This is a genomic window from Peribacillus psychrosaccharolyticus ATCC 23296 (assembly GCF_000305495.1).
In the GTDB taxonomy this organism is placed as follows: domain Bacteria; phylum Bacillota; class Bacilli; order Bacillales; family DSM-1321; genus Peribacillus; species Peribacillus psychrosaccharolyticus.
Genome location: NZ_AJTN02000201.1, coordinates 1 through 24,791 on the forward strand (window position 1 = coordinate 1; position 24,791 = coordinate 24,791).

The window sequence follows — 24,791 nt, forward strand, 5'->3', positions numbered from 1 at the left end:
AAAAAAGGTACAACTTTTTTTATTTAGTTACAAAATTTTCGGTATAATAGGGTCGTTTGTCTGAACTGAAGTCGACACCAACGCCTAATTCTCTAAAGTCCTTCTGCAGGATGTTTTCTCGGTGGCCAAGCGAGTTCATAAGCCCCTCATGGGCAAAGATACTGCTGAGCTGTCCAGTAGCTAGGTTTTCCCCAGCTGTGCTAAAACGGATGTTGTCAGCTTTCATTCGGTCGAATGGAGACTCACCTCGGAGGTTAGTATGGTTAAAGTAATTATTCTTAGCCATATCAGCACTGTGCTTACGGGCAGTGTCCTTAACGACTTCATTCCAAGTTAGGAAGTTAAGGCCGTGGGTGACTCGAGCAGCATTAGTCAAATCAAATAATTGATATTCAAATCCTTCTTTAAGTTCATCATTCGGTTCAGGATAGAATGTCTTTTTTTGCTTTTCAAGATCGGCAGATATGATTTGAATCGCCGTAACGTGATCATTTTCATGTTTATCGTAAAAAATAGTAATATAGTTGTCATCGAGTTTGAAGAGGGTAGACTCCTGCGTGTCTTGCATCTGATAAGTAACGATACCTTTTCGCATAGACGTAAGTGGTTCACCAAGAAGCTTAAGTGCTTTATCTTTAGAACTATTCAGTGTGATTCCTGATTTAGAAGTAATTAAGTCCTGATTAGTATACAGCCCAGCTACCTTCCCTGCATCGTTGTAAGCGGCCATAAAGAAATTTTGATAATCAGTATGATAAGCGTGCCAGTTCACACCATACTCATTGATAGACGATCGTTTAGCCTTCCCAACCTGTTTCTCAACCTTTTCCTTAGAATCACCAATTTCGATGTTATAAACAGAGAATGATTGAGTAGTCGGTGAGGTTAAATCAGGTTTTTCCACTGACTTTGACTTGAACTTCGACTCAGGGTCCATTTTTTGATCCAATTTATCAATCAACGTAGAAAATCCAGTTTGTAAACGTTCATAAGTAGAGATAACAGTAGGATTTTCTTTGATAGCTATAATATCTGTCTTAGCATCTATATAGGCAGCTTGATAATTGCCGTTCTTTAAATGGTCGCCGTACAAATTCCAGACGCCAGCTAGAATAAAGCATACAATGATTAATTTAATCAACCGTTTCAAATATTCTCCTCCTAACTTTATATAGTAACGTGTATAGTTGTATCCATTTAAAAAGTTGTATCAAACTATTTTATCTTTTTTTAATAAATAAATGAAACATTGGAGCTCTAGTAAATTAAGTAAAAAAAGAGGGTGACACTAGAACGTTGGCCGTTCGGTGTCACCCTCTTTTAAATCAGCTGATTTTAAAGCTAAAAAGTTTTTGCCATTTTTTCTGTTGTTTAGTCAAGGTAATGCCCATTTTGGCCAATAGAGTCTCACAGAACCTGCCGTTGTCACTGATGACTAACTTACCGGAAGGATCCGCTATTTCTGTTTCCATTCTGCCATGATTCACTGGCATTCCATTGAAGAAGGTAAGCGGCCACTTTTTAATGAGAGCAGCACTACGTGTTTTATTATTATATTCATACAATAGTATGTCTTTATCAATCGTAATAAAGTTTCCAACTTTTTGTTCGTCCTGGTAGTATCCTTCGGAAATAAACTTGGCACTAGGATGTAGCTCCTGAAGCATTCTTATTCCGTTTTTACTAATTCCCATGTTATCCCGCTTGAGCAGGAAAGGGGTGACTTGGATGTTTTTAATATGATAATCATGCAAACGTTCAGCAGTCAGCAAGTATTTAAAATCATGTGTGACAGTTGTTTGTATTGTATATTCAGGATGCGCAAATTTCATTTCCAGTGCATCAAGAAATTCTTTTGAATCCTCATTTTTATTAATATTTTCATAGTTTAAGTGCCCGTGATTTGTAAGGAATGATAAATTCCAATTGTCTTTATTGTTGATATCTGTATCAAAACGGTAGTCCAGCAGTTCTTCAAGACTGTATCTAAAATATTCGTTCAGCCCCAGAAAAGCAAAATACCGACTTGTTAGGATTAACAGGCCAAAGACTTTTGTTTCGTTCTTCACAAATTCCGCTTCAATTGCTTTTAATATTACCTCATCAGAATGAAGGCAGTTTTTTTCAGCTTCAAGCAATAGGGGTTCAAACTGACTGATCAACGATTTTTGTGAAAAAGTCGGCTTGCTTCCAATCCAGTTATACATGATATCCTCCCAGAAATTACTTTATTTTGCTAATTCATTTGTTTATTATAAAGAGTGTTTCAGAAATAAGATAGTGTATTTTTTTCCTTTTTACATTTTTTTATTTTAGCAAAGATTATCTCCACAATATAATAAGTTTTTCGTCAATCTTCGCCATGGTTCTTTCCTTATTTCTTCTGACTGTCGAAATGTATTTCTGCCCTTAATTTCAAACAAAACGTTGTAGCGTCTAGTGATTTTTATAGATTGTCTCCGTATCTTCAATAAGATTATAATTACCTTTGGCTGTATTATATAAGAGGAAATAAAAAATGACAGGACTTTATAATTATTTTCATTTATTTGATTTGCTTTTTGGGTATTTTCCTGTTATTCTAAATAAGAATTATTTTTGTTCGGTACTACGATTACAAAAAGTTTTTACTTTTCGTCTCGATATGTAACTTAGAGCAAGAATAGTAATACATTGTGTGTAAAACGCACTAGGAGGCAACAAAAATGGAACAAGGTAAAGTAAAATGGTTTAACGCAGAAAAAGGATTTGGCTTCATCGAACGCGAAAACGGAGACGATGTATTCGTACATTTCTCAGCTATCCAAAGCGAAGGTTTCAAATCTTTAGACGAAGGTCAAGAAGTTACTTTTGAAGTAGAACAAGGTCAACGTGGACCCCAAGCTTCTAACGTTCAAAAAGCATAATATTGATCCATCATATAGAACAGGCTCTATTTATAGAGCCTGTTTTTTTGTGCCTAAAAGGCTGTTGCTGGCATTTCATCTTTGACGAAACGGTCAAAGGTAGGAAAATAGTTGTTAATTCGATCAGAAAAGTCGGAATATTTCATTTGTTTATTGACATCCATAATGTATACGTGTAAGTTTATAGAGAATTTAATATTGATCTTATCAAGAGAGGCGGAGGGACTGACCCTGTGAAGCCTCGGCAACCGGCCAGAGTACGGTGCCAAATTCAGAAGGACCATGGTGTCCTGAAGATGAGATGTGGTGGTACGTGGTATTTATTTGTACTTTGCCCTTCTCATTGAGGAGGGCTTTTTGTTGTTTTCTGTACGATGTATACGATTTAAAGGGGAGGAAAGAAGATGACACAATTGAAATTTGCCTATTGGGTACCGAACGTAAGCGGGGGATTAGTCATTTCCAAGCTGCCGCAAAGAACAGACTGGAGTTTTGAAGCGAATAAGCGCTATGCACAAATAGCTGAGAAAAATGGTTTTGAATATGCATTATTGCAAACACGTTTTATTGCAAGTTACGGAGCTGAGAACCAACTAGAAGCAATTACTTTAGCGTCTGCTTTAGCAAGTGTCACTGAAAAATTGCACCTTATATCGGCTGTACATCCAGGATTGTGGCATCCTGCGGTATATGCAAAGATGCTGGCAACACTCGATCATATTAGCAATGGGCGGGTAGCGGTTAACATCGTTAGCGGGTGGTTTAAAAAGGAATTCACAGGTTATGGTGAGCACTGGCTTGATCATGATGAACGATACCGCCGTTCTGAAGAGTTTATCGATGTTCTTCGTTCGCTTTGGAAAGAAGAAGAAACAACATATAAAGGCGACTTTTACCGAATTAATCAAGCTCCTTTTAAACCAAAACCAAAGGGGAGAGAAGGTATTCCTATTTTTCAAGGTGGGAATTCGGAAGCAGCAAGAGCGATGGCCGCAAGAGTATCGGATTATTATTTTATGAACGGCAATACACTTGAAGGGTTTAAAAAGCAAATAGATGATGTGAAAGCGAGGGCAGCAAAAGAGGGGCGAGAGGTCAAATTTGCTGCAAATGGCTTTGTAATTGTACGAGATACGGAAGAAGAAGCAATCGCATTGTTGCGAGACATTATAAGTCATGGAGATTCAAAGGCCGTTGAAGGCTTTAAAAACAGCGTGAAGGATGCAGGGCAGTCAACCAAGGATAAAGACGGCATGTGGGCGGAGTCAACGCTCGAAGATCTTGTACAATATAACGATGGATTTAAAACAGGATTGATTGGTACGGCTGAGCAAGTAGCAGACCGGATTATTGAACTTAAGAAACTGGGGATAGATTTACTACTAACTGGTTATTTCCATTATGAGGAAGATTTAGAACGTTTTGGTCAAGAAGTGATTCCCTTAGTCCGCAAAAAAGAAGCAGCACTCACAGTATCTCTAGTTTAAATCATTCCTAAATCCATACCCCATTTATGGGATATGGATTTTTTTTAGCCGCTGAAGTTACTTTTAAACGAACAGGAAAGTTCCATTAATATGTACGAAAGAAATTTGCTGTTAAGAAGAAAGATAGGAAAAGGGATAAACCAACTCGTCATCCTGTACATGATTTCAACTAACGTGTATACTTTATTCAATTAACGCAGAGAATAATTGGGGTGAAGAGTTGGGACATTTATATGGAAAAACGTTTAATTGTGAAAAAGAATTGACCTTGTCGATCATTGGAGGCAAGTGGAAAATGCTTATCCTGTGGCATTTAGGAAGAGAAGGCACCAAACGCTTTGGAGAATTAAAAAAATGATACCTGGTATTACTCAGCGGATGCTTGCCAGCCAATTGCGCGAACTAGAAGATGATTTAATCCTTCATCGGGAGGTTTATCCTGTTGTCCCTCCAAAGGTTGAATATTCATTAACCGAGCGCGGTGAAACGTTAATGCCTATTTTGGAAGCGATGTATAATTGGGGTAAAGAGTATATGGACACTACTTCTGTTGACAAAGTGGTGGAAATATTAGAAAGTCATTAGATATTGTTTTTGCTTAGTATACTTTTTCGCACTATATGCGGAAAAAGTGCGTACTTCTCATCACTTGTACATTGATTTAGAATGACATTAACAACATGAAAGATAAAATTCATAAGGAGAGTGAATAGATTGGAATTACAATTAGCATTAGATCTTGTAAATATAGAAGAAGCAAAAGAAATCGTGGCAGAGGTTGCTGAATTTATTGATATCGTAGAAATTGGAACACCAGTCGTTATTAATGAGGGGCTAAGAGCGGTTAAAGAAATGAAAACTGCTTTTCCTTCATTAAAAGTTCTTGCTGATTTAAAAGTCATGGACGCAGGCGGCTATGAAGTAATGAAGGCTTCAGAAGCAGGAGCTGATATTGTAACAATATTAGGGGCTACGGATGATGCAACTATTACTGGAGCTGTGGAGGAAGCAAAAAAACATGGCAGTAAAATCTTAATTGATATGATAAATGTAAAAGACATTGCACAGCGCGCACAAGAAATTGATGCACTTGGAGTCGATTATATTTGTGTTCATACCGGTTATGACCTTCAAGCAGAAGGTGAAAATTCTTTTGAACAGCTTCGTACTATTAAAAAAGTTGTAAAACAAGCTAAAACAGCTGTAGCAGGCGGAATTAAACTTGATACCTTAGCTGAAGTACTTGCTGCTGAGCCAGATCTAGTAATTGTAGGCGGCGGTATTACGGGTGTGGATGATAAAAAAGCGGTAGCAGCTCAAATGCAGCAAATGGTGAAGCAGGCTTCCGTTAAAGCATGAACACAGTTAATTACACCAAAGTGATTGTAAGTGAACTTGAGCAGACTTTGGCTAAGGTTTCTGCTGATGAGTTAGATCAACTTGTCAACGCTGTCCTGAGGGCAGAGAAAGTCTTTGTAGCTGGTGCTGGACGCTCAGGGTTCATGGCGAAATCCTTTGCGATGCGCTTGATGCATATGGGCGTACAAGCCTTTGTTGTAGGTGAAACAATAACACCTGGAATCGGAAAAGCCGATCTTCTGATTGCAGGCTCTGGTTCAGGCACAACAAAAAGCTTAATCGCGATGGCTGAAAAAGCCAAAAGCCTTGAAGCAATTTGTGCAGCAATCACAATTAATGCTGATTCAAAATTAGCAAACATATGTGATATTACTGTTCAGATTCCTGCCAAGCCAAAAGACAGTGAGAGTACTGAGTACCAATCAATCCAGCCGATGGGATCTTTGTTTGAACAAAGCCTTTTGCTGGTATATGATGCAGTCATTTTAGCGCTTATGGATAAAAAGGAACTCAATGGTCAAACCATGTATGGGCAGCATGCGAACTTGGAATGAAAAATGAAAAATCCCCTCTGTATTTTTATACAGGGGGGTTTTTTTGTCGTTAAAACGAGTGTATAGGACAAACCTGGATGTGGAGAACATGTAAACAAGGAGGCGATAACTAAATGGAAACCATTGAAATTTTGTCCTTGATGATCAGCTTTGGGATGTTTGTGATCGCTATACTCCAGTTTCATGACGATGATAAAAAATTCTAATTCATTAAAAGAGTGAAGCGGGAGAGGGATATTACCCGCTTTTTTTATAGTTGTTCGTACGACTATATACAAATCAATCAGATTCCCATATAGTTACAATAGGGAAAAGAAATAGATACATAGGGGGGACTTTAGATTAATCATTTCTTATTTAATATTCCAGGTAATAATAGCTGGAAGAGATACCTGCTGTCTTCAGTTATTATAATTGCTTCTATATTTGCAGGTAGTTTTCTTTATTTAATTTTAGGTTTTATTTATTCGACAATGAATGGAAGTGATGCCCATCTCGGATCTGGAAACAGGTGAAATAGTGGGGATGGACCCTACTATTGATTTGTTATTCTTAAATTTACTTTATGTCTTTTGGTTCTTAGGTATCTGGTTTTCCATTAGAATCGTTCATAAACGTAAACTTAGAACACTTGTAACAGGGGCCGCACACATTCAGTGGAAACAAATCTTTAGTGGATTCGGGCTTTTCTTTGCGCTTTTATTGATGCTTCAATTCATTTATTTCTTAATATTTCCTGAGCATTATATTTGGAACGAATTTGATGGTTCTAAATTTCTTTTCCTTTTTATCGTTGTTTTATTTTTAACACCGATTCAAACCACTGTCGAAGAATTATTCTTTAGAGGCTTCTTATTACAATGGATTGCAAAACTGAGCAGAAACCCAGTTATACTGTCAATCATCATGGCAATCATTTTTGGTTCATTACATTTTGCTAATCCGGAAATGGAGCGTTCCGCAATTTGGGTGGGGCTGGACTATGTGTTTGTTGGCTTTATGCTGACGTTTATCGCTGTGAAAGTTGGCAGTTCTGAGCTATCGATAGGGGCACATGCAGCGAATAATATGTTCCTTTTTTGGTTCTTAGCTGATGCTGATTCGGTTGGCGGTTCTGTTCCTGCACTATTTACTGTTGCCGGGAATAACCCTGCTGTCTCATTTTTTATGGACGTCGTTTTATTTATCGTATTTTATTTATTAGTCACAAAAAAATTTAAACCTTCAGCTAACGAATTTGTATAAAAAAATGACCATCCTCTCATTTCGAAGGGATGGTCATTTTTTCTTTTAAATGTAATTATATCTTTTTCTTCATCCAGAGTGGATAGATTAGTAATCCGAAGACAAATAATCCGATTCCAAGTAAGAATGTAGTCATATTAGCCGTACCAGTTTTAATGACCCAAATCGAATAGAATAGAGCAATTGCGGTAATGACACCGTCAATTTTCCTTGCTCTTTTCGTTAAGTCATAGGTGTCACCCGTGATAACGAGTTTAAGCTGGTATACAGCAGAAACTAGGTATGGAATTAAGTACGCTAATGTCGCAATTGTCATTGAAAACTTATAGGCTTGAGTAACAGTTACCGAGATAGTCGAGAATAAAAACAGCTGAGTCATAATGTTCGTTAAGGTCATGGAGCGAATGGGTGTGCCATTTTTGTTAGTTTTAGCGAAAAAGGCTGGAAATAAGTTTACCTTTGCCGCTTGATATGGTACTTCAGAGCTGACAACGATCCAACCAATTGCAGAGCCAAGTAAAGAGATAATAGCTAAACCAGACATCAGGTAACTGCCGCCGCTGCCAATCACCTGCTCCAACGCATCTGCAAGTGGTTTTTGTGAACCACGTAACTCTTCTTGAGATAATGCCCCCATTGTTAAGAGGGTAATGCCCATATAGATGATTAGAGATACGATCAGACCGATAATTGTTGCCTTTTTAACATCATTTTGTGATTTAGCCCGGTTTGATAGCATAACAGCTGCTTCAATCCCAATAAACGCCCAGAGCGTAGAGATTGCTGCTGAATTAATTTGACCGCCTAGTGACAAAGGATTGCCGGAAGGGTCGATATATTCAGCGCTTCCGCCAAGGTTAGAAGCATCAAAGATAAATAGTGCTGCAATAATAAAGAAGGCAAATCCTAACACTTTTGTTATCGTTGCTGCTAAATTGAGCTTACCAGCACTGTTAAAGCTTCTGGATAAAATTAATTGAATACCCCATAGTGCTGCAGAACAAATGATGAAGGTAAGTCCTTTACCGACTTCCACTGAGTAGTTTCCTATAGTAAACCAAATTTTATTGCTTTGCATAACTGGGAAAAAGGTTGTTAGGTAACCGGCAAATGAAATGATTACAGAAGCAGTAGCTGCCCAGTTTGCTGCCCAATATCCCCAAGCCATACTATATCCCGCAATCCGACCGGTTTTTGGTGAAGAAAACATATCCTGTGCATAGCTTTGAGGTCCAGCTTTCAGTTCGGGCTTACGTACGGCTAAATTTCCAAAGACTAAAGCGATAAATAATACCCCTATTCCAGTTACTGCCCAAGCAAGTGTTGAACCAAGTGGACTTGAATCAACGGCTAGAGTTGCTGGAAGGATGAAGATCCCACTGCCGACCATATTTCCAATTACGAATGTGGTTAGTATCCACAATCCCCATTTTTTATCCATCATAATCTACCTTTCTAATGAATCAATTTTTTTGATATTCCCATGTGTTTTTACTTATAAGAAGCAGTAGAATCCTGCCAAATGTATCAGTTAAAAAACAATGTAGTCATATGATATATAGTCTGTAAAAAATTTAAATAACTACCTTAATACTTTGTCAGTATAATACAATATTTTAGTCTGGTAAAGTGGTAAATAACTAAAACATCAAAGTAAAATAAATGAAAATCATCACAATAGTTAGAAAATAAGAGTTATGTGAGTTGTTTTCCAATAGACTAGCATAATTTAAATAGATAAATAATTAAGAATAGTATGTATAATTAGATTGAAAAAAATTCCTTTTTGAAATATAATTTATAGAATATTTAAATACTTCCAACAGGAGGAACTATCATGAAATTATTTATATCTGTGGATATGGAAGGGATTACGGGTTTAGTAGATTATACCCAAGTTGATTCTGGGAAGCATAATTATGAGCGAAGTCGAATTATTATGACAGATGAGGCAAATGCGGTGGTCGAGTCAGCCTTCAAGTCGGGCTGCAAGGAAGTGTTTGTAAATGATAGTCATTCCAAAATGAACAATTTGCTTATAGAGAGGTTTCATCCAGAAACACAAGTGATTACAGGGGATGTTAAGCCTTATTCTATGGTACAAGGCCTTGATTCTTCCTTCACAGGAGCGATTTTTACCGGGTATCATGCAAGAGCTTCCGTACCGGGGGTTATGTCACACTCTATGATTTTTGGAGTCAGAAATATGTACATAAATGATGTAACCATCGGAGAATTAGGATTTAATGCGTACGTTGCCGGTCATTATGGCGTTCCAATCTTAATGGCAGCGGGAGATGATCGTGCCGCTTTAGAAGCAGAACAGCTTATTCCTAATATCACGACAGCCATAGTGAAGAAAACGATCTCCCGTTCCGCCGTCACGACACTCACCCCAGCTAAAGCTCAAGAGCTTTTAAAGGAAAAAACTGCGCTTGCTCTAAAAAACAAAGACAAAGTAAAACCTCTTATCCCTCCGAACAATCCACTTTTAGCAATCGAATTTGCTAATTATGGACAAGCTGAATGGGCAAACTTAATGCCCGGAACAGAATTGGTACCTGGAACAACCACTGTTCGTTTTCAGGCAAAAGATATTTTAGAAGCATACCAGGCCATGCTTGTCATGACAGAATTAGCGATGAAGACAACATTTTGCTAGGGAGGATTAGCGTATGACTTCTTACATATTAAAGCGGCTAGGAGCTATGCTAGTGACACTGTGGCTGATTGTTACGCTGACATTTTTCCTTATGCATTCCGTACCAGGGTCACCATTTAATGAAGAAAGAACAACAAACGAGGCAATTCAAAAAAACCTAGAGGCGTATTTTCATTTAGATGAACCTCTGTATGTACAGTATGGAATCTATATGAAGTCACTGGTTACATTTGATTTCGGTCCATCGATCAAACGATCATCAGATTCAGTAAATGCGATGCTTGAAAGAGGGTTTCCAATATCTTTTGAACTTGGCTTTATCACGTTAGTCACAGCAATCGTTTCTGGCTTGTTTCTTGGAATTATTGCGGCGCTTCGTCACAATGGTTTCGTTGATTACTTAGCTATGACCATTGCTGTTTTAGGCATTTCCATACCGAACTTTGTCCTAGCCACTTTGCTAATTCAACAATTAGCTGTCACCTATGAGATTTTTCCGGCAGCAACATGGCAAAGTCCAATGCATATGGTACTGCCAACACTTGCACTTGCAACAGGGCCAATGGCGATCATTGCCCGGCTGACTCGCGCGAGTATGCTTGAGGTATTAACACAAGATTACATAAGAACAGCGAAAGCAAAAGGATTATCACCAGTTAAGATTGTATTTAAACATGCATTAAGAAATGCGATGCTTCCGGTAGTAACGGTTTTGGGGACGCTTGCCGCCAGTATTTTAACCGGAACGTTTGTCATTGAAAAAATCTTTGCTATTCCAGGTATGGGAAGATATTTTGTTGAAAGTATCAGCAACCGTGATTACCCCGTTATCATGGGAACAACGGTTTTCTATAGTGCGATCCTAATCATCATGCTTTTTTTGGTCGACATCGCCTATGGACTTCTCGATCCACGAATAAAACTGCATAAGAAGGAGGGGAGATAATGGAACTGCGTAAGAAACAGAATTCACTCATCACCCCGGACATCCCCGATGAGTGGTTTACTCCAAGGGCAAAGGATATTGAACAGGCAGAAAAGGTTACAAGGCCAAGTCTTTCCTATTGGAAGGATGCTTGGTATCGGCTATTAAAAAATAAGCTTGCTATTCTAGGACTTTTCTTCTTACTGTTTGTCGTTTTTATGGCCATATTCGGTCCATTAATTTCCCAGCATGGTTTAGATCAAAAGCTGCAGGACCAAAACTTACCACCATCCACTACCTATTGGTTTGGAACAGATGGATTGGGCCGAGATGTGTTTACACGGACTTGGTATGGAGCTCGGGTTTCGTTATTTGTCGGTGTGGCGGCAGCATTAATAGACTTTATTGTCGGTGTTACATATGGAGGGTTTTCAGGTTATAAAGGCGGTAAAATCGACAATTTCATGATGCGTATTATTGAAGTTCTGTATGGTCTGCCGCATCTATTGGTTGTCATCTTGTTAATGGTTGTAATGGGGCCGGGTCTTGCGACAATCATTGTTGCCTTATCGGTAACAGGATGGATTGGAATGGCACGGATTGTTCGCGGGCAGGTTTTACAAATAAAAAACTATGAATTTGTATTGGCTTCTAAAACATTTGGGACCAAAACAGGTCGAATTATTCGAAAAAACTTACTACCCAATACAATGGGGCCGATTATCGTACAAATGACTTTGACGGTACCAGCCGCGATATTTGCAGAAGCTTTTTTAAGTTTCTTAGGTCTTGGTATTCAACCACCGTTCACCAGCTGGGGAATGATGGCTGATGAGGGGTTATCATCTATCTTAACGGGTTATTGGTGGAGATTATTTTTCCCGGCATTCTTCATCTCTGTAACAATGTTTGCATTTAACGTGCTGGGAGACGGACTCCAGGACGCACTAGATCCAAAAATGAGGAGGTAAGCAGCATGGAAAAAATCCTTCAAGTGAAAGACCTTCAAGTCGCATTTAAGACATTTGGTGGTGAAGTTCAAGCGGTTCGCGGGGTAACCTTTGATCTTTTAAAAGGAGAGACGCTGGCCATTGTAGGAGAATCAGGCTGTGGTAAAAGTGTGACTTCACAGGCCATTATGGGATTGATTCCATCGCCTCCTGGTAAAATTGCCGGCGGAGAAATTATCTTTAAAAATCGTGATTTAACGAGTTTACCAGAAAAAGAGTGGCGTAATGTCCGCGGAGCAGATATTTCCATGATCTTTCAAGATCCAATGACAGCCTTAAATCCAACATTGACTGTTGGAGAGCAAATTATTGAAGGAATTATTCAACACGAAAAAATAGCGCGGACTCAAGCAAAAGCGAAGGCCATTGACATGCTGAATCTGGTAGGGATTCCCGTTCCTGAATCAAGAATGAAGCAATATCCTCACCAGTTCAGCGGCGGTATGCGTCAGCGAATTATGATTGCAATGGCTTTGATTTGTCAGCCAGAAATTTTGATTGCCGATGAACCAACCACAGCTCTTGATGTGACAATTCAGGCACAAATTCTTGAACTTTTTAGAGATATCCAAAATCGAACCGGTGTATCGATCGTTCTTATTACACATGATCTAGGAGTAGTAGCACAAGTCGCTGACCGAATTGCGGTTATGTATGCAGGTAAAATTGTTGAGACCGGCACAAGAAGAGAAATCTTTTATAATCCCCAGCACCCATATACAAGGGGGCTGTTACAATCGGTTCCAAGATTGGACAGGGAGGATGCTGAGCTGATTCCAATAGCGGGCTCACCACCAGATTTATTTGCTCCTCCAACAGGCTGTCCATTTACGGCAAGATGTGAATCAGCTATGGAAGTATGCAGCCGAGTTTATCCGATTGAAACGAAGCTGTCGGAGCAGCATCAAGTGCATTGCTGGTTACAGGACCAACGAGCTCGGAAACTGGCTGTACCGGTTATAACAATTAGTTAATAATCATTCCGGTGGAGTGGTTTTTATAAAAATTAAGGGGGAAGAAAATGAAAAAACTATCGATGTTACTGCTTATAATCATGGTATTTGCACTTGCTGCTTGTACGGCTAACGAAAATGCCGGTACAGAAAAGAAAGAAGGGGAAGACAAGAATAGTAAAAAGGAAAAAATCCTTTATCTTAATAATGAATCAGAACCCACTTCGTTTGACCCTGTGATCGGGTATGATATTAAATCTTGGGATCCATTGAACAATCTGATGGAGGGGTTAACCAGACTGGGAAAAGACAATAAACCAGAAGGGGCAATGGCTGAAGACTGGAAAGTATCAGACGATGGCAAAACGTATACATTCAATCTTCGTAAAGATGCTAAATGGTCTAATGGTGATGATGTTACAGCAGGAGATTTTGTCTTCGCTTGGAAAAGACTGCTTAATGCTGAGACTGGTTCCGGAGCAGCGTTCTTAGGCTACTTCATTGAAGGTGGAGAAGCTTATAATACGGGAGAAGGTACAGCAGATGATGTGAAAGTAAAAGCTGTTGATGAAAAGACGTTTGAAGTCACGTTAACAAGTCCTCAAGCATACTTTCTTAGTGTCATTACAAACCCTGCCTTTTTCCCAGTGAATGAAAAAGTAGCTACTGAGAATCCGCAATGGTTTGCTGAAGCGGATAGTTTCGTTGGCAATGGGCCGTTTAATTTAACGGAGTGGGTGCATGACAGTCACTTTGTTATGAAGAAAAATGATACGTATTGGGATAAGAAAAGTGTGAAACTTGATCAAGTAAATTGGGCGATTATTGATGACAGAAACACTGCATACCAAATGTTCCAAAAAAATGAGTTGGATGTATCTGCTATACCGCCTGATTTAAGTGAACAGCTTATGAAAGATGACAAAGTAAAAATTGATGACCAAGCAGGACTGTATTTTTACCGCTTCAATGTAACCATGGAGCCTTTCCAAAATAAAAATATTCGAAAAGCGTTTGCCTTAGCTGTTGATCAAGCACAGCTTGTAGACTATGTAGTAAAAAATGAACATAAACCAGCATATGGGTATGTTTCAAATGGATTTGAAGATCCATCTGGAAAAGATTTCAGAGAAACGAATGGCGATTTAATTAAAACCGATGTTAAGCAAGCAAAAGAATTATTAGAAAAAGGATTAAAAGAAGAAGGATACGAGAAGCTTCCAGAAGTAACGTTAACATACAGTACACTTGATACCCATCAAAAAATTGCTGAGGCTATGCAGCAAATGTTTAAAGATAACCTTGGCGTCGAGGTCAAATTAGCAAGTGTGGAAGCCAATGTATTCGCAACAGATCAAAAAGCTTTAAAATACCAATTTGCCCGCAGCTCGTTCATTGCTGACTATGCAGATCCAATTAACTTTGTAGAAAATTTCCAAACTGGTCACCCGAACAATCGTACAGGTTGGGGAAATAAAGAATACGATCAGTTAATTAAAGATGCTAAAAATGAAAAAGATGAAGCCAAACGTTATGAATTAATGTATAAAGCTGAAAAATTCCTTATGGAAGAAGCACCGTTTGTTCCCATTCACTTCTATAACCAAGTTTCCCTTTTTGGTGAAGGTGTAACAGATATTGTCCGTCATCCAGTTGGTTATATGGAATTGAAATGGGCAGATAAAAATTAATTTGAAATGATCCAAGACTACTGGCAGAATGGGGATGTTCCTTGGACATCCCCATTCTGGATAAGATAAGGATGTGAGAAACATGATCGTTAAACCAAGCCGGCTGCAAAGGGGAGATACTGTTGGAATTATTGCGCCTGCAAGTCCGCCGAATCTTGAAAATTTACAACGGTCTCTGGCCTTTCTATCGGATTTAGGGTTAAAAGTGAAAATGGGTCAGCATGTAGAACAAATAAATGGTTATTTAGCAGGATCAGATAATGAAAGAATAGAAGATTTACATACCATGTTCCAAGATGATGAAGTCAAAGCGATTATCTGTGCCGGAGGCGGGTATGGAACCGCACGAATTGCAGACAGAATTGATTATTCCTTAGTGGCAGCGAATCCAAAAATATTTTGGGGTTATAGTGATATTACTTTTTTACATCAAGCTTTTTTGAAAAAAACGGGCTTGGTCACATTTCATGGACCGATGTTGGCTTCAGACATTGGGAAGGAAGAAGTTGACGAGTTATCAAAAAAATTATTTTCACAGCTTTTTGCACCGGAGGAGTTTACCTACAATGAAGAAATTTCTCCTCTACATACTGTCGTTAGCGGAAAAGCGAGCGGACAGTTGATCGGCGGAAATTTGTCATTATTAACAAGTACCCTTGGCACGCAGTTTGAACTGGACACAGTGGGAAAACTGCTGCTGATTGAGGATGTCAATGAAGAACCACGTGCAATAGATAGGATGCTGAATCAATTATATATGAGTGGAAAGTTGAGTCAGGCCGCGGGTATCGTAATTGGCGATTTTGCCAATTGTGTTCCTTCAAGAAATTTGAGTTTATCGCTGGATGAAGTACTTAATTATTATCTTAAGTTTGTAAATAAACCGGCGCTTTCAGGCTTCAAAATCGGTCATTGTTCACCTAATATCTCCATACCGCTGGGCGTTGTTGCAACACTTGATGCGGATAAAAAAGAGTTCATTGTATCAGCGGGAGTCGAATAGTTTAGAACAATACCGTAAGGTCACAGACGGGAATATCGAGTATTTCAGCCTAATTTCAATCTATATCCCCTCATATAAATTCAGACATACTCATAGAAGGAAGGTCATCATATGAAAATTGTCCAAATGGATACGTTTAAGATCGCTGTTCCTTTAATAAAGCCATTTAAAACCGCCTTACGGACAGTTAATACAGCGGAAGCTATTTATGTGAAAATCATTTGTGATACTGGCGTGATTGGTTGGGGAGAAGCACCGCCAACGCTTGTTATTACAGGAGATAGTTTACAAAGTATCGAGACAACTATTCAAACTGTTATCAAACCTGTTTTAATAGGAAGAAGTTTGTCGAATTATGAAGATATTTTCCGGGAAATGAATGCAAGTATTGTCGGTCATTCAAGTGCAAAAGCTGCGGTAGATATGGCGGTTTATGATTGTTTATCACAGCATGCTAATATGCCGCTCTATCAATTTCTAGGCGGTTATCGAGACAAACTTGATACCGACTATACCGTAAGTGTTAATAGTCCTCAAGAAATGGCTGAAGATGCTGTTTCGTACATTCAGCAAGGCTTCAATGTGTTGAAAATTAAAGTCGGAAAAGATGATAGTTCAACAGATATTGATCGGATTTCAGCCATCAGAGAACAGATTGGTAAAGATGTCGTGATCAGACTCGATGCGAATCAAGGCTGGGAGCCGAAAGAAGCTATTCGAGTAATCCGAAAAATGGAGGATCTCGATTTACAAATTGAACTCGTTGAGCAGCCTGTTAAAGCATGGGATATACAGGGAATGAAGCAGGTGACAGATGCTGTCGATACACTGATTATGGCAGATGAAGCTGTTTTTACACCTAAACAGGCCTTCGAAGTATTAAAAACGAGAAGTGCCGATTTAATAAACATTAAGCTGATGAAAGCAGGCGGCATCCATCAAGCTCAAGCCATCAATAGTATGGCAGAAGTATGCGGTGTCGAATGCATGATGGGAAGTATGATTGAAACAAAGCTTGGTATTAGTGCTGCGGCTCATTTTGCAGCTAGTAAAAAAAATATAACGCGCTATGATTTTGATGCACCATTAATGCTGTCCAAAGACATAATTAATGGCGGAATTATCTACCAAGGAAGAAACATTAGGTTAAGCGATATTCCTGGATTAGGCATTAAAAGCATTGATTTAACTGGAGGTGCAGGGGATGGGAACTAAGTATATCATCAATGTACCTGTTGCAGGTATTTGGACAAATCCGGATAGCGTGAGGGAGATTGACAGACAAGCAATTTCTAATCCTGTATTCCTTGAAGAGTGGCTGGACGAAATGACTTACGATAATAGGTTGGCGCTGTGTGACCAAAACCTATTACAAACACAAGCCCTAATTGGCGAAGAAGTTGAGGTTATCCATGAAATAGACGGTTGGTCAGAGATCATCCTTCTGGGGCAGCCCACAAAAAAGCATCCTCGTGGTTATCCAGGTTGGATTCCTAGTATTCAATTGACAGAGGTAAAAGATTGGAATCTTGACGATAAGGTAGCTGTAGTAACGAGTAAGCAAACTGTTATCTATTCGGAAGATGAAACGGAAATGATGAAGCTTAGTTATCAAACAGTTCTTCCTATTCTAGAAGATAAACAGGATGAGATCGTTGTTCAATTACCAGCAGGGATAGGGGTCATGAAAGCCAATGACGTAGAAATACTATCATCACTCGCAAACAGACAGATGGGAATGGGACAGCAAATCATTAACAGCGGCGAGAAATTTTTGGGTCTTCCTTATTTATGGGGCGGCACTAGCAGTTATGGCTATGATTGCTCTGGATTCACGTTCAGTATGTGTAAAGCGAATGGGTACGAGATTCCACGCGATGCAGACGATCAATCTACACAAGGAGTGCAGGTAAACCTTGAAGACATAGAACCTGGAGATTTATTGTTCTTTGCATATGAAGAAGGAAAAGGAACACTACATCATGTTGGTCTATATTACGGCGAGGGCAAATTACTGCATTCACCCAATACGGGGAGAAGTATCGAAATTATCGATCTTGCAGGAACCATATATGAAAAAGAGCTTTGCGGAGCCTGCCGTTATTGGACTGGGACGGAGGAATAGAATGGAAGATCAAACGCTCTTAGAAGTAAAAAACTTAAAAAAACATTTCTCTTTAGGTAAAGGAGAAACATTAAAAGCGGTCGATGGAATATCTTTTAAAGTATTAAAGGGAGAAACCTTTGGTGTTGTTGGAGAATCTGGCTGTGGTAAATCGACGGCAGGACGGACAATTATCGGCCTTTATGATCAAACGGACGGGGAAGTTATTTTTAAAGGGAAAAATATCCATAATATGAATGAAAAAGAACGATTTTCTTTTTATCGTAATATGCAGATGATTTTTCAAGATCCTTATGCTTCCTTGAATCCTCGTTCAACAGTCAGGGAAATAATCTCCGAACCAATGGAGGTTCATGGATTATATCCAGATAAAAAGGAACGATTGGAGAGGGTGCAGGAGCTGCTTGAGGATGTCGGGTTAAATCGTGACCATGCGGACCGTTATCCGCATGAATTCAGCGGCGGTCAAAGACAACGAATCGGTATAGCCCGAGCGCTGGCGCTAAATCCCGAATTTATCATTGCTGACGAACCCATTTCGGCACTAGATGTGTCTGTTCAGGCACAGGTGGTTAACCTGCTAAAACGTCTCCAAAAGGAGAAAGGGCTGACCTATCTCTTCATAGCGCACGATTTGTCGATGGTTAAACAGATTTCAAGCAGAATTGCCGTAATGTATCTCGGACATATTGTTGAGCTGACGGACAGCCGTCAGCTATATAAAGAACCCCTGCATCCATATACAAAAGCGCTGCTTTCGGCCATACCGATACCCGATCCAGATATCGAAGACCAAAGAGAGCGGATTATCCTAGAAGGAGAACTGCCCAGCCCAGTTGATCCTCCGAGCGGATGTGTGTTCCGGACTCGTTGTCCTTATGCAATGGACACGTGCGCTGCACATAAGCCGGAGTGGCAGGAAATTGAAACGGGACATTATGTAGCCTGTCATTTATATAATAAAAAATATTCTCAAGGTGACTTCAGCACAGTAGCTGTAAGCAAGTAGAAAGAAGGAGACTAGATGTCGTTACCGACTATTGAAAAAGATATAATCGAATTAGTTCAGCTATTCGACGGCAGAATCAGCTATAAAATTGAAAAAGACGAACAAGTCATCGAATACAACAGTCATGATATCTATCAATCTGCGAGTCTAATCAAAATCCCAATGCTTGTGGAAGGCTTTCGGCAAGTAGAAAAAAATAAAATTGCTTTTACTCAACATGTTCCCTTTATTCAAGGGGATGTGGCAGGTGGATCTGGTGTGTTGTCAGCCCTATCTAATTCACTTCATTTAACAGTTAAAGACTTGCTTGTTCTCATGACAATAGTTTCTGATAACACTGCAACGAACATGCTGATCAGCTTGCTTGGAATGGAAAACTTTAATACCTGTATGGATGATCTAGGGATGAAAGATACTATGCTGCAAAGGCGAATGATGGATTTTCAGGCAGCTGCAGACGGCCGTGAAAACATTACAACAGCAGCAGATATCGTCACCTGTTTAAAAGCCATCCATAAGGGTGACGAGCTGCTTTCGTCAAGCAGACAGCAAATCCTAGAGATCATGGAAAAACAGCAGTTTTGCGACAAACTGCCTGCCATGATGGGGAACGAAGTGAAAATCGCAAATAAGACCGGTTCCCTTGACGGTGTTTCTCACGATGCAGCTATTATTCGATACGGATCGGAAACGGTCTACGCGGCCATTCTTACTGACCAGATTTCTTCAAGTGAAGAAAGCCGACAACTCATCAGCCAAATCGGTAAATTGATTTATGATGACCTAGTGGAATAAAATAAAAACAGTGCCATTCATACGAATGCACTGTTTTTTTTATGGTATATTATTACAATAAAAGATAAGGAGAATAGTAAGTATGAATGTGAAAAAAAGAAGATTGATTAAACTACTCGTTGCGATTCTTTTAGCGGGAAGTGTATATATAACATTTTTGCATACAAAAATTCACACGTTTAGTCATCGTGAGGTTTTAAAGGAAGCGGATTATCTCATCATACTTGGAGCAAGAGTAAAAGGAAATGTACCATCTCTTGCTCTGCAGTATCGAATTGATGAAGCTGCCAACTATCTAAAGGAAAACCCGATGACGATTGTTATTGTCTCGGGTGGAAAAGGTCCTGGATAGGACATTACAGAAGCAGCGGCGATGCAAACAGAGTTAATCGCACAAGGTATTGATACCAGCCGGATCATTTTAGAAGATCAATCAACAACGACAGACGAAAACATTAAATACTCAAAGCAGTTAATCCCTGCAGATAAAGAAAAAGGGTTACTCGTTACAAATGACTTCCATATTTATCGTGCCGTAAAAATAGCTGAACAATATGATCTGGATATCGGCGGCATCCCAGCAAAAACACCAGGAGTTATAATCTTTAAAACATATGTACGGGAATACATGGCGATTACTAAGTTTTATCTATGGAGTCTTTTTAGATAAGTATTCTAGTTAAACTACTAAAATATCTACAGTTATTTACGAAATTAACGTTCATTTTATTGTAGAATATTTTAAGCTTCTGCCCATCAGCCAAATTGCAAGACTAGTTCCCCACAAGATTAAGGCAGAGCCAAACCCAACTACAGACATAAATGTATTAATCTGATGCTCCCCCAGTGAGATTTTTGCAGGTAAAAACAGCAATGTACTAATAGCTAGTAAACAAAGCAGTGCGCCTGTAAAATAATAGAGTTTGACGTGGAATAGAGAAGCCAACGGGAGAAAATGAACACCGACAATGATAGCTATTAGAACCGGTATAAGTTCAGTGTGACGAGTAACATTACTGACAGCAATCGTGATTGCTATGGCCAAACCCTCTGCCGCAAAAATAACGTTAAACCAAACCCTTCTACGCTTCCCGCGCCTTAGGTCTTCTTTTGAGACCTGATTTGTCAATTCCCCCGTTGCTCGGATTAATGAAACTCCGCAGCTGATTAGTGCTATACCAATGGCCACGGCAGTAAGTAACAATAATGGACCTCCCAAGCCTTCTAATCCCATAATTCCTGTATACGCCCATAGAGTACCGAAAACCGCCATGAAAATTACACCAGATGCCGTTCCGCGTAATGCAGAAGCAGTAATAGTTTTTGATGATTGTGTCACAAATGAAACCACCTTTCAAACAAAGAATAGTTCATTATCGTCCTATACTCATTTAAAGGCCTAGTTCACTCGGAAAAAATCCTTTATCAAGTTACTGAACAGTTGAATAAAATTAACCAACTTTATTATTTATGACTTTATTTTAAGTTAAATACCTTTTTATCAATTTTGGCGTTTTACCCCTTCAATGGGATGTACGGTTAATTAGGTTATAGGACCGTTTAGAACAACAATGTGCTCAGTATCAGTTCAATCAAAAGCAAATTGGAAATTAACGAAGATTGAGAAGAGGGAGAACCAGGCAAAGAGTAATACATAGTTTGAATATACATAAAGCTAATGAAGGTATAGAGTGAGTGCTTAAAACAAATAGTAAGGTAAAATTCGCTAAGAGAGGAATCAGCTATGTCCGTAAAAAAACTGAGTAAAGTATTCCTCTTGGTTTTGCTTATCTATGTGTTTTACGTATGTGTAACTGCCGTGGCAATCTTTTATATTCCTATCGAAAAAGAAGACAACCTAAAAAATGTGCCTTCATTTTTGGGTAAGGATTCGAAGGATCGAGTCTTGCTTCTTGAAAATGGTTATGATTCAGGCATAGCTCGAATTCAAATGATCAAAGAAGCTGAACAATCTATTGATATAGCCTATTATTCATTGGGAAAAGGTGAAACAACAGAGTTATTTCTTGGAGCTCTTTTGGATGCAGCTGATCGAGGCGTCCGCATTCGCGTTTTATTGGATGGGATCTGTCATGGACTGAGAGGAAAAATGAGCGATGCCCGCTATGCTCTGGCCTTACATAAAAACATTGAACTAAGGTATTATGAATCCATTAATTACTTGAAGCCTTGGACTTGGCATAACCGTCTCCACGATAAAATTATGACTGTTGATCAGAAGCTAAGCATCATTGGAGGCAGAAACATAGGGGACAAATATTTAGCAAAGAAACCTCCTGAGGATTTTGTATATGACCGGGATTTACTTATTTATAATGCTAAACAGGATACAGGAAGTGTTATTGTTCAAATGCACAGGTATATGAGTGATTTGTGGAGTCATCCTTATACGAATAAACCCTATTCTGATCTTTCAAAACGGCAAAAGAAAAAAGGGAAGGAAAGCAGTGCGGCGTTAACAACTACATACAAAAACGCTGTTAGCGAACAACGGGAATTTGTCAGCTCATCGATTAATTGGGAACAATCGAGTGTAAAAGCCAATCATGTGTCATTTATTCATAATCCGATTGAACGTTTCCACAAACAGCCTATCGTCTGGCAAACACTTAGCATCCTTGCAGAAAGAGCACAAAAATCAGTCATCATACAAAGTCCCTATATCATTCCCACTAAACCAATGAAAAAGGTTATACCACAAAAAACAAATTCTTCAGTGGAATGGACGATTCTCACGAACTCTGTTAAATCAACGCCTAATATCATGGCCTTTTCCGGCTACCTCGGAACGAGAGACGACATCGTTCAAACAGGCGTAAAGCTATATGAGTATCAAAAACCATATTCCATACACGGAAAATCAATTGTCTATGACCAGAACTTAAGTGCTGTCGGTTCATTTAATCTAGACTCGCGCTCAGCCTTTTTAAATACCGACTCCATGGTCTTGATTGACAGCTCTGCATTTGCAGATCAGCTGACAAATGCCATAGAAAAGAAAATAACCGACAACAGCATCCTTGTGGCAGAAAACAAACAGTACATCGAGTCAGCTGAAGAACGAAAAGAAAAAGAACCTATAATCAAAGGAACCTTCCTGCATGCCCTTTCGAAAATCACAATATTATGGAGAAGACTGATTTAATAAACAAACCAGCTGCGTGTTTCTAGGTAGAAACAGCAGCTGGTTTGTTTTGTTTATTAAAACGCCCAATCCCCATTACGGAAGACAGGTTCGCTTGATCCGTCAGGTTTGATGCCGTCGATGTTCATTTCGGCAGAGCCAATCATGAAGTCAACGTGTGTAAGGCTTTCGTTAAGTCCGTTTTCAGCAAGTTCTTGCTGATTCATGTTTTTTCCGCCTTCAATACAGAAAGCATAAGAGCTTCCGATAGCTAGATGGTTAGAGGCGTTTTCGTCGAATAGCGTGTTGTAGAATAGAATATTCGATTCAGAAATAGGTGAATGGAAGGGTACCAGTGCAACTTCGCCAAGGTAGTGGGAACCTTCATCGGTTTCAACCAATTGCTTAAGGATTTCTTCGCCTTGTTCAGCTTTGACGTCAACAATCCGCCCCTCTTTAAAGGTAATGCTGAAGTGGTTAATAATATTCCCGCTGTAGCTAAGCGGTTTAGTACTCGTAACGGTTCCGTTCACTCCTGTTTTTAATGGAACAGTGAAGACTTCTTCGGTCGGCATATTCGCCATGAAGGAATGTCCTTTTTCATTAATGCTGCCAGCGCCAACCCATAGATGTTTTTCTGGAAGTTCAATGGTTAAATCAGTACCAGGTGCGGTGTAATGGAGTTTTTGATAATTTTTTTCATTAAGGTAGTCCACTTTTTCATGGAGTGTTTCGTCATGTTTCTTCCATGCTTCTACTGGTTGATCTACATCAGCTCTTGTAGCGGTGAAGATTGCATCCCAAAGCTTTTCTATTCTATTTTCTTCTGCTTCATCTGGGAAGACTTTATCTGCCCAAGCTTGCGATGGGACTGCTACGATTGACCAGCTGATTTTGTCTGATTGCATATATTGACGCCATTTCTTCAATGCCATTCCAGAAGCTTTTTGGGAATTGGCAATCCGTTCCCTTTTGACGTCTTTTAATAGGTCAGGACTGCTGGAAATGACTGATAAGAAAGCTGCTCCATTTTCGGATAGCTCAATGGTTTCTTTTGCACGCCATTCGGGATATTCGTTGAAAATTTCATCAGGAGCCAATTCAAATTTGGTTCGATTAACGATATCATCATTCCAATTCACGATCACGTTACGGGCTCCAATTTCATAGGCTTTTCTGACTATAATACGAACAAGCTCTGCTCCTTCAAGTGTCGTGTTGACAACTAGAGTCTGCCCAGGTTGTACATTGACGCCAACTTTAACGGCAAGTTCTGCATAATTTTCTAAATTCTCTTTAAAACGATTCATAGTCAAATATCCCCTTTCAAAATCATCTATTTTATTGTAGCTATAAATTCAGAAAAAAGAAACTTTTTCAACTGTTTTCCTTCAAGATAAGATTCATTTGTCGATTTTTAAAGGAAAATATATCCTTTTAACTATTCGTTGTATGTTTTTGAATAATAAATAAATCAAATGGCACAGGGGATAAGTGTAAAAAATTGGTATAATAAAAATGTACAGGTTTCCTAGCCCGCAACTTCCCATTATAGGAGGTATGTCGGTTATGCTGAAAAAGCAAAAGAACCCGCGTATTACCAAAAAAGCAGCCGAGGCTTATAAAACAAAATGTGAAGGATATTCACTGGTTATTAGAGCATGGATGCCGGCTATCCTCTTAGTTATCGTAATCACGGCAGTTATTTTGCTCGCTTCATTAGGAATTGATCCTACGGTAATGATGCCGGTGTTGTCAATTCTGGGTAAATAAACAGTAAGAATAGTCAGCACGTTTTTTATACAAAACTCCCGTCGCACAATTCACTGGAAACCTGTTATTCATAAGGAGATTGCAAGAATTATACGGATGCAAGAGGCAACGCCGAAGGGAATTGCCTATCCACCTGTCAATCGCTTTAC

Annotated in this window: 23 protein-coding genes, 2 pseudogenes and 1 riboswitch; of the genes and pseudogenes, 20 read left to right on the forward strand and 5 right to left on the reverse strand. The window is 39.2% G+C overall.

Translation table 11 applies throughout. The features are described from left to right. Positions 1-19: 19 nt before the first annotated feature. The gene (locus WYK_RS13030; protein ID WP_040374926.1) at positions 20-1,150 is read right to left on the reverse strand and encodes a CAP domain-containing protein; all 1,131 of its coding nucleotides are present in this window, start codon (positions 1,148-1,150) and stop codon (positions 20-22) included. Positions 1,151-1,325: 175 nt separating this feature from the next. After that, positions 1,326-2,207, reverse strand: coding sequence for a hypothetical protein (locus tag WYK_RS13035; protein ID WP_040374927.1), 882 nt, complete (start codon positions 2,205-2,207; stop codon positions 1,326-1,328). Positions 2,208-2,705: 498 nt separating this feature from the next. Between WYK_RS13035 and WYK_RS13040 the strand changes: the two genes are divergently transcribed. From WYK_RS13040 to WYK_RS13065, 7 genes and pseudogenes are all read left to right on the forward strand, one after another. Beyond that, the gene (locus WYK_RS13040; RefSeq protein ID WP_034304915.1) at positions 2,706-2,906 is read left to right on the forward strand and encodes a cold-shock protein; all 201 of its coding nucleotides are present in this window, start codon (positions 2,706-2,708) and stop codon (positions 2,904-2,906) included. A 201-nt stretch (positions 2,907-3,107) separates the two neighbouring features. Beyond that, positions 3,108-3,209, forward strand: a riboswitch (SAM riboswitch). 101 nt (positions 3,210-3,310) lie between these two features. Then, positions 3,311-4,393 (forward strand): dimethylsulfone monooxygenase SfnG, encoded by a 1,083-nt coding sequence (sfnG, locus tag WYK_RS13045; protein WP_040374928.1) that lies wholly within the window; start codon positions 3,311-3,313, stop codon positions 4,391-4,393. Between the two features lie 220 nt (positions 4,394-4,613). After that, a pseudogene (locus WYK_RS13050) lies at positions 4,614-4,978 on the forward strand (winged helix-turn-helix transcriptional regulator). Between the two features lie 129 nt (positions 4,979-5,107). Then, a complete protein-coding gene (gene hxlA / locus WYK_RS13055) occupies positions 5,108-5,752 on the forward strand; it encodes a 3-hexulose-6-phosphate synthase (protein ID WP_040374929.1) in 645 nt (214 codons plus the stop codon). Next, positions 5,749-6,306, forward strand: coding sequence for a 6-phospho-3-hexuloisomerase (gene hxlB / locus WYK_RS13060; protein WP_040374930.1), 558 nt, complete (start codon positions 5,749-5,751; stop codon positions 6,304-6,306). The genes hxlA and hxlB overlap by 4 nt, the downstream gene beginning before the upstream one ends. Before the next feature lie 113 nt (positions 6,307-6,419). Then, on the forward strand, positions 6,420-6,512 hold the full coding sequence (locus WYK_RS25655) for a putative holin-like toxin (RefSeq protein WP_235782502.1): 93 nt from the start codon (positions 6,420-6,422) through the stop codon (positions 6,510-6,512). Positions 6,513-6,792: 280 nt separating this feature from the next. Continuing rightward, on the forward strand, positions 6,793-7,551 hold the full coding sequence (locus tag WYK_RS13065) for a CPBP family intramembrane glutamic endopeptidase (RefSeq protein ID WP_051387506.1): 759 nt from the start codon (positions 6,793-6,795) through the stop codon (positions 7,549-7,551). 55 nt (positions 7,552-7,606) lie between these two features. On the opposite strand, the gene WYK_RS13070 is transcribed toward WYK_RS13065, so the two are convergent. Beyond that, positions 7,607-8,995: an amino acid permease gene (locus WYK_RS13070; RefSeq protein ID WP_040374931.1), complete on the reverse strand. Its 1,389-nt coding sequence runs from the start codon at positions 8,993-8,995 to the stop codon at positions 7,607-7,609. Between the two features lie 393 nt (positions 8,996-9,388). Between WYK_RS13070 and WYK_RS13075 the strand changes: the two genes are divergently transcribed. The 11 genes and pseudogenes from WYK_RS13075 to WYK_RS13125 all read left to right on the forward strand — a co-directional run bounded on the left by WYK_RS13075 (position 9,389) and on the right by WYK_RS13125 (position 20,394). Then, entirely contained in the window at positions 9,389-10,213 is an 825-nt protein-coding gene (locus tag WYK_RS13075; protein ID WP_040374932.1) for a M55 family metallopeptidase, read from the forward strand. A 13-nt stretch (positions 10,214-10,226) separates the two neighbouring features. Continuing rightward, positions 10,227-11,159, forward strand: a complete 933-nt coding sequence (locus WYK_RS13080) for an ABC transporter permease (RefSeq protein ID WP_040374933.1) — start codon at positions 10,227-10,229, stop codon at positions 11,157-11,159. After that, complete coding sequence (locus WYK_RS13085; RefSeq protein WP_040374934.1) at positions 11,159-12,109, forward strand: ABC transporter permease; 951 nt, start codon at positions 11,159-11,161, stop codon at positions 12,107-12,109. Before WYK_RS13080 ends, WYK_RS13085 begins: the two co-directional genes overlap by 1 nt. 5 nt (positions 12,110-12,114) lie before the next feature. Continuing rightward, positions 12,115-13,122 (forward strand): ABC transporter ATP-binding protein, encoded by a 1,008-nt coding sequence (locus tag WYK_RS13090; RefSeq protein ID WP_040374935.1) that lies wholly within the window; start codon positions 12,115-12,117, stop codon positions 13,120-13,122. A gap of 47 nt (positions 13,123-13,169) precedes the next feature. Further along, positions 13,170-14,792 (forward strand): peptide ABC transporter substrate-binding protein, encoded by a 1,623-nt coding sequence (locus WYK_RS13095; RefSeq protein ID WP_040374936.1) that lies wholly within the window; start codon positions 13,170-13,172, stop codon positions 14,790-14,792. Positions 14,793-14,874: 82 nt separating this feature from the next. Next, positions 14,875-15,795 (forward strand): S66 peptidase family protein, encoded by a 921-nt coding sequence (locus WYK_RS13100; RefSeq protein WP_040374937.1) that lies wholly within the window; start codon positions 14,875-14,877, stop codon positions 15,793-15,795. Between the two features lie 111 nt (positions 15,796-15,906). Next, positions 15,907-17,010 carry a mandelate racemase/muconate lactonizing enzyme family protein gene (locus tag WYK_RS13105; RefSeq protein ID WP_040374938.1) on the forward strand — a complete coding sequence of 368 codons (1,104 nt, stop codon included), beginning with the start codon at positions 15,907-15,909 and terminating at the stop codon, positions 17,008-17,010. Continuing rightward, on the forward strand, positions 17,000-17,920 hold the full coding sequence (locus WYK_RS13110) for a C40 family peptidase (protein WP_040374939.1): 921 nt from the start codon (positions 17,000-17,002) through the stop codon (positions 17,918-17,920). The genes WYK_RS13105 and WYK_RS13110 overlap by 11 nt, the downstream gene beginning before the upstream one ends. Position 17,921: 1 nt before the next feature. Next, complete coding sequence (locus tag WYK_RS13115) at positions 17,922-18,929, forward strand: ABC transporter ATP-binding protein (protein WP_040374940.1); 1,008 nt, start codon at positions 17,922-17,924, stop codon at positions 18,927-18,929. 15 nt (positions 18,930-18,944) lie between these two features. After that, the gene (locus WYK_RS13120) at positions 18,945-19,724 is read left to right on the forward strand and encodes a serine hydrolase (protein ID WP_040374941.1); all 780 of its coding nucleotides are present in this window, start codon (positions 18,945-18,947) and stop codon (positions 19,722-19,724) included. 82 nt (positions 19,725-19,806) lie between these two features. Further along, a pseudogene (locus tag WYK_RS13125) lies at positions 19,807-20,394 on the forward strand (YdcF family protein). A gap of 51 nt (positions 20,395-20,445) precedes the next feature. Here WYK_RS13125 and WYK_RS13130 read toward each other — a convergent pair. Beyond that, positions 20,446-21,063: a hypothetical protein gene (locus WYK_RS13130; protein ID WP_040374942.1), complete on the reverse strand. Its 618-nt coding sequence runs from the start codon at positions 21,061-21,063 to the stop codon at positions 20,446-20,448. Between the two features lie 405 nt (positions 21,064-21,468). On the opposite strand from WYK_RS13130, the gene WYK_RS13135 reads away from it, so the two are divergent. Then, a complete protein-coding gene (locus tag WYK_RS13135) occupies positions 21,469-22,890 on the forward strand; it encodes a phospholipase D-like domain-containing protein (RefSeq protein ID WP_040374943.1) in 1,422 nt (473 codons plus the stop codon). 56 nt (positions 22,891-22,946) lie between these two features. Here WYK_RS13135 and WYK_RS13140 read toward each other — a convergent pair whose 3' ends face one another. Further along, positions 22,947-24,179 (reverse strand): aminopeptidase, encoded by a 1,233-nt coding sequence (locus WYK_RS13140; protein ID WP_040374944.1) that lies wholly within the window; start codon positions 24,177-24,179, stop codon positions 22,947-22,949. A 259-nt stretch (positions 24,180-24,438) separates the two neighbouring features. On the opposite strand from WYK_RS13140, the gene WYK_RS13145 reads away from it, so the two are divergent. Further along, positions 24,439-24,642 (forward strand): hypothetical protein, encoded by a 204-nt coding sequence (locus WYK_RS13145; RefSeq protein WP_040374945.1) that lies wholly within the window; start codon positions 24,439-24,441, stop codon positions 24,640-24,642. The last annotated feature ends 149 nt before the right edge of the window (positions 24,643-24,791 follow it).

Coding starts and splice junctions, on each gene's coding strand:
- WYK_RS25655 (WP_235782502.1), top strand. CDS start 6,420: ATGGAAACCATTGAAATTTTGTCCTTGATGATCAGCTTTGGGATGTTT.
- hxlB (WP_040374930.1), top strand. CDS start 5,749: ATGAACACAGTTAATTACACCAAAGTGATTGTAAGTGAACTTGAGCAG.
- WYK_RS13035 (WP_040374927.1), bottom strand. CDS start 2,207: ATGTATAACTGGATTGGAAGCAAGCCGACTTTTTCACAAAAATCGTTG.
- WYK_RS13110 (WP_040374939.1), top strand. CDS start 17,000: ATGGGAACTAAGTATATCATCAATGTACCTGTTGCAGGTATTTGGACA.
- WYK_RS13090 (WP_040374935.1), top strand. CDS start 12,115: ATGGAAAAAATCCTTCAAGTGAAAGACCTTCAAGTCGCATTTAAGACA.
- WYK_RS13095 (WP_040374936.1), top strand. CDS start 13,170: ATGAAAAAACTATCGATGTTACTGCTTATAATCATGGTATTTGCACTT.
- sfnG (WP_040374928.1), top strand. CDS start 3,311: ATGACACAATTGAAATTTGCCTATTGGGTACCGAACGTAAGCGGGGGA.
- WYK_RS13080 (WP_040374933.1), top strand. CDS start 10,227: ATGACTTCTTACATATTAAAGCGGCTAGGAGCTATGCTAGTGACACTG.
- WYK_RS13115 (WP_040374940.1), top strand. CDS start 17,922: ATGGAAGATCAAACGCTCTTAGAAGTAAAAAACTTAAAAAAACATTTC.
- WYK_RS13070 (WP_040374931.1), bottom strand. CDS start 8,995: ATGATGGATAAAAAATGGGGATTGTGGATACTAACCACATTCGTAATT.
- WYK_RS13140 (WP_040374944.1), bottom strand. CDS start 24,179: ATGAATCGTTTTAAAGAGAATTTAGAAAATTATGCAGAACTTGCCGTT.
- WYK_RS13145 (WP_040374945.1), top strand. CDS start 24,439: ATGCTGAAAAAGCAAAAGAACCCGCGTATTACCAAAAAAGCAGCCGAG.
- WYK_RS13105 (WP_040374938.1), top strand. CDS start 15,907: ATGAAAATTGTCCAAATGGATACGTTTAAGATCGCTGTTCCTTTAATA.
- WYK_RS13040 (WP_034304915.1), top strand. CDS start 2,706: ATGGAACAAGGTAAAGTAAAATGGTTTAACGCAGAAAAAGGATTTGGC.
- WYK_RS13135 (WP_040374943.1), top strand. CDS start 21,469: ATGTCCGTAAAAAAACTGAGTAAAGTATTCCTCTTGGTTTTGCTTATC.
- WYK_RS13085 (WP_040374934.1), top strand. CDS start 11,159: ATGGAACTGCGTAAGAAACAGAATTCACTCATCACCCCGGACATCCCC.
- WYK_RS13065 (WP_051387506.1), top strand. CDS start 6,793: ATGCCCATCTCGGATCTGGAAACAGGTGAAATAGTGGGGATGGACCCT.
- WYK_RS13120 (WP_040374941.1), top strand. CDS start 18,945: ATGTCGTTACCGACTATTGAAAAAGATATAATCGAATTAGTTCAGCTA.
- WYK_RS13100 (WP_040374937.1), top strand. CDS start 14,875: ATGATCGTTAAACCAAGCCGGCTGCAAAGGGGAGATACTGTTGGAATT.
- WYK_RS13075 (WP_040374932.1), top strand. CDS start 9,389: ATGAAATTATTTATATCTGTGGATATGGAAGGGATTACGGGTTTAGTA.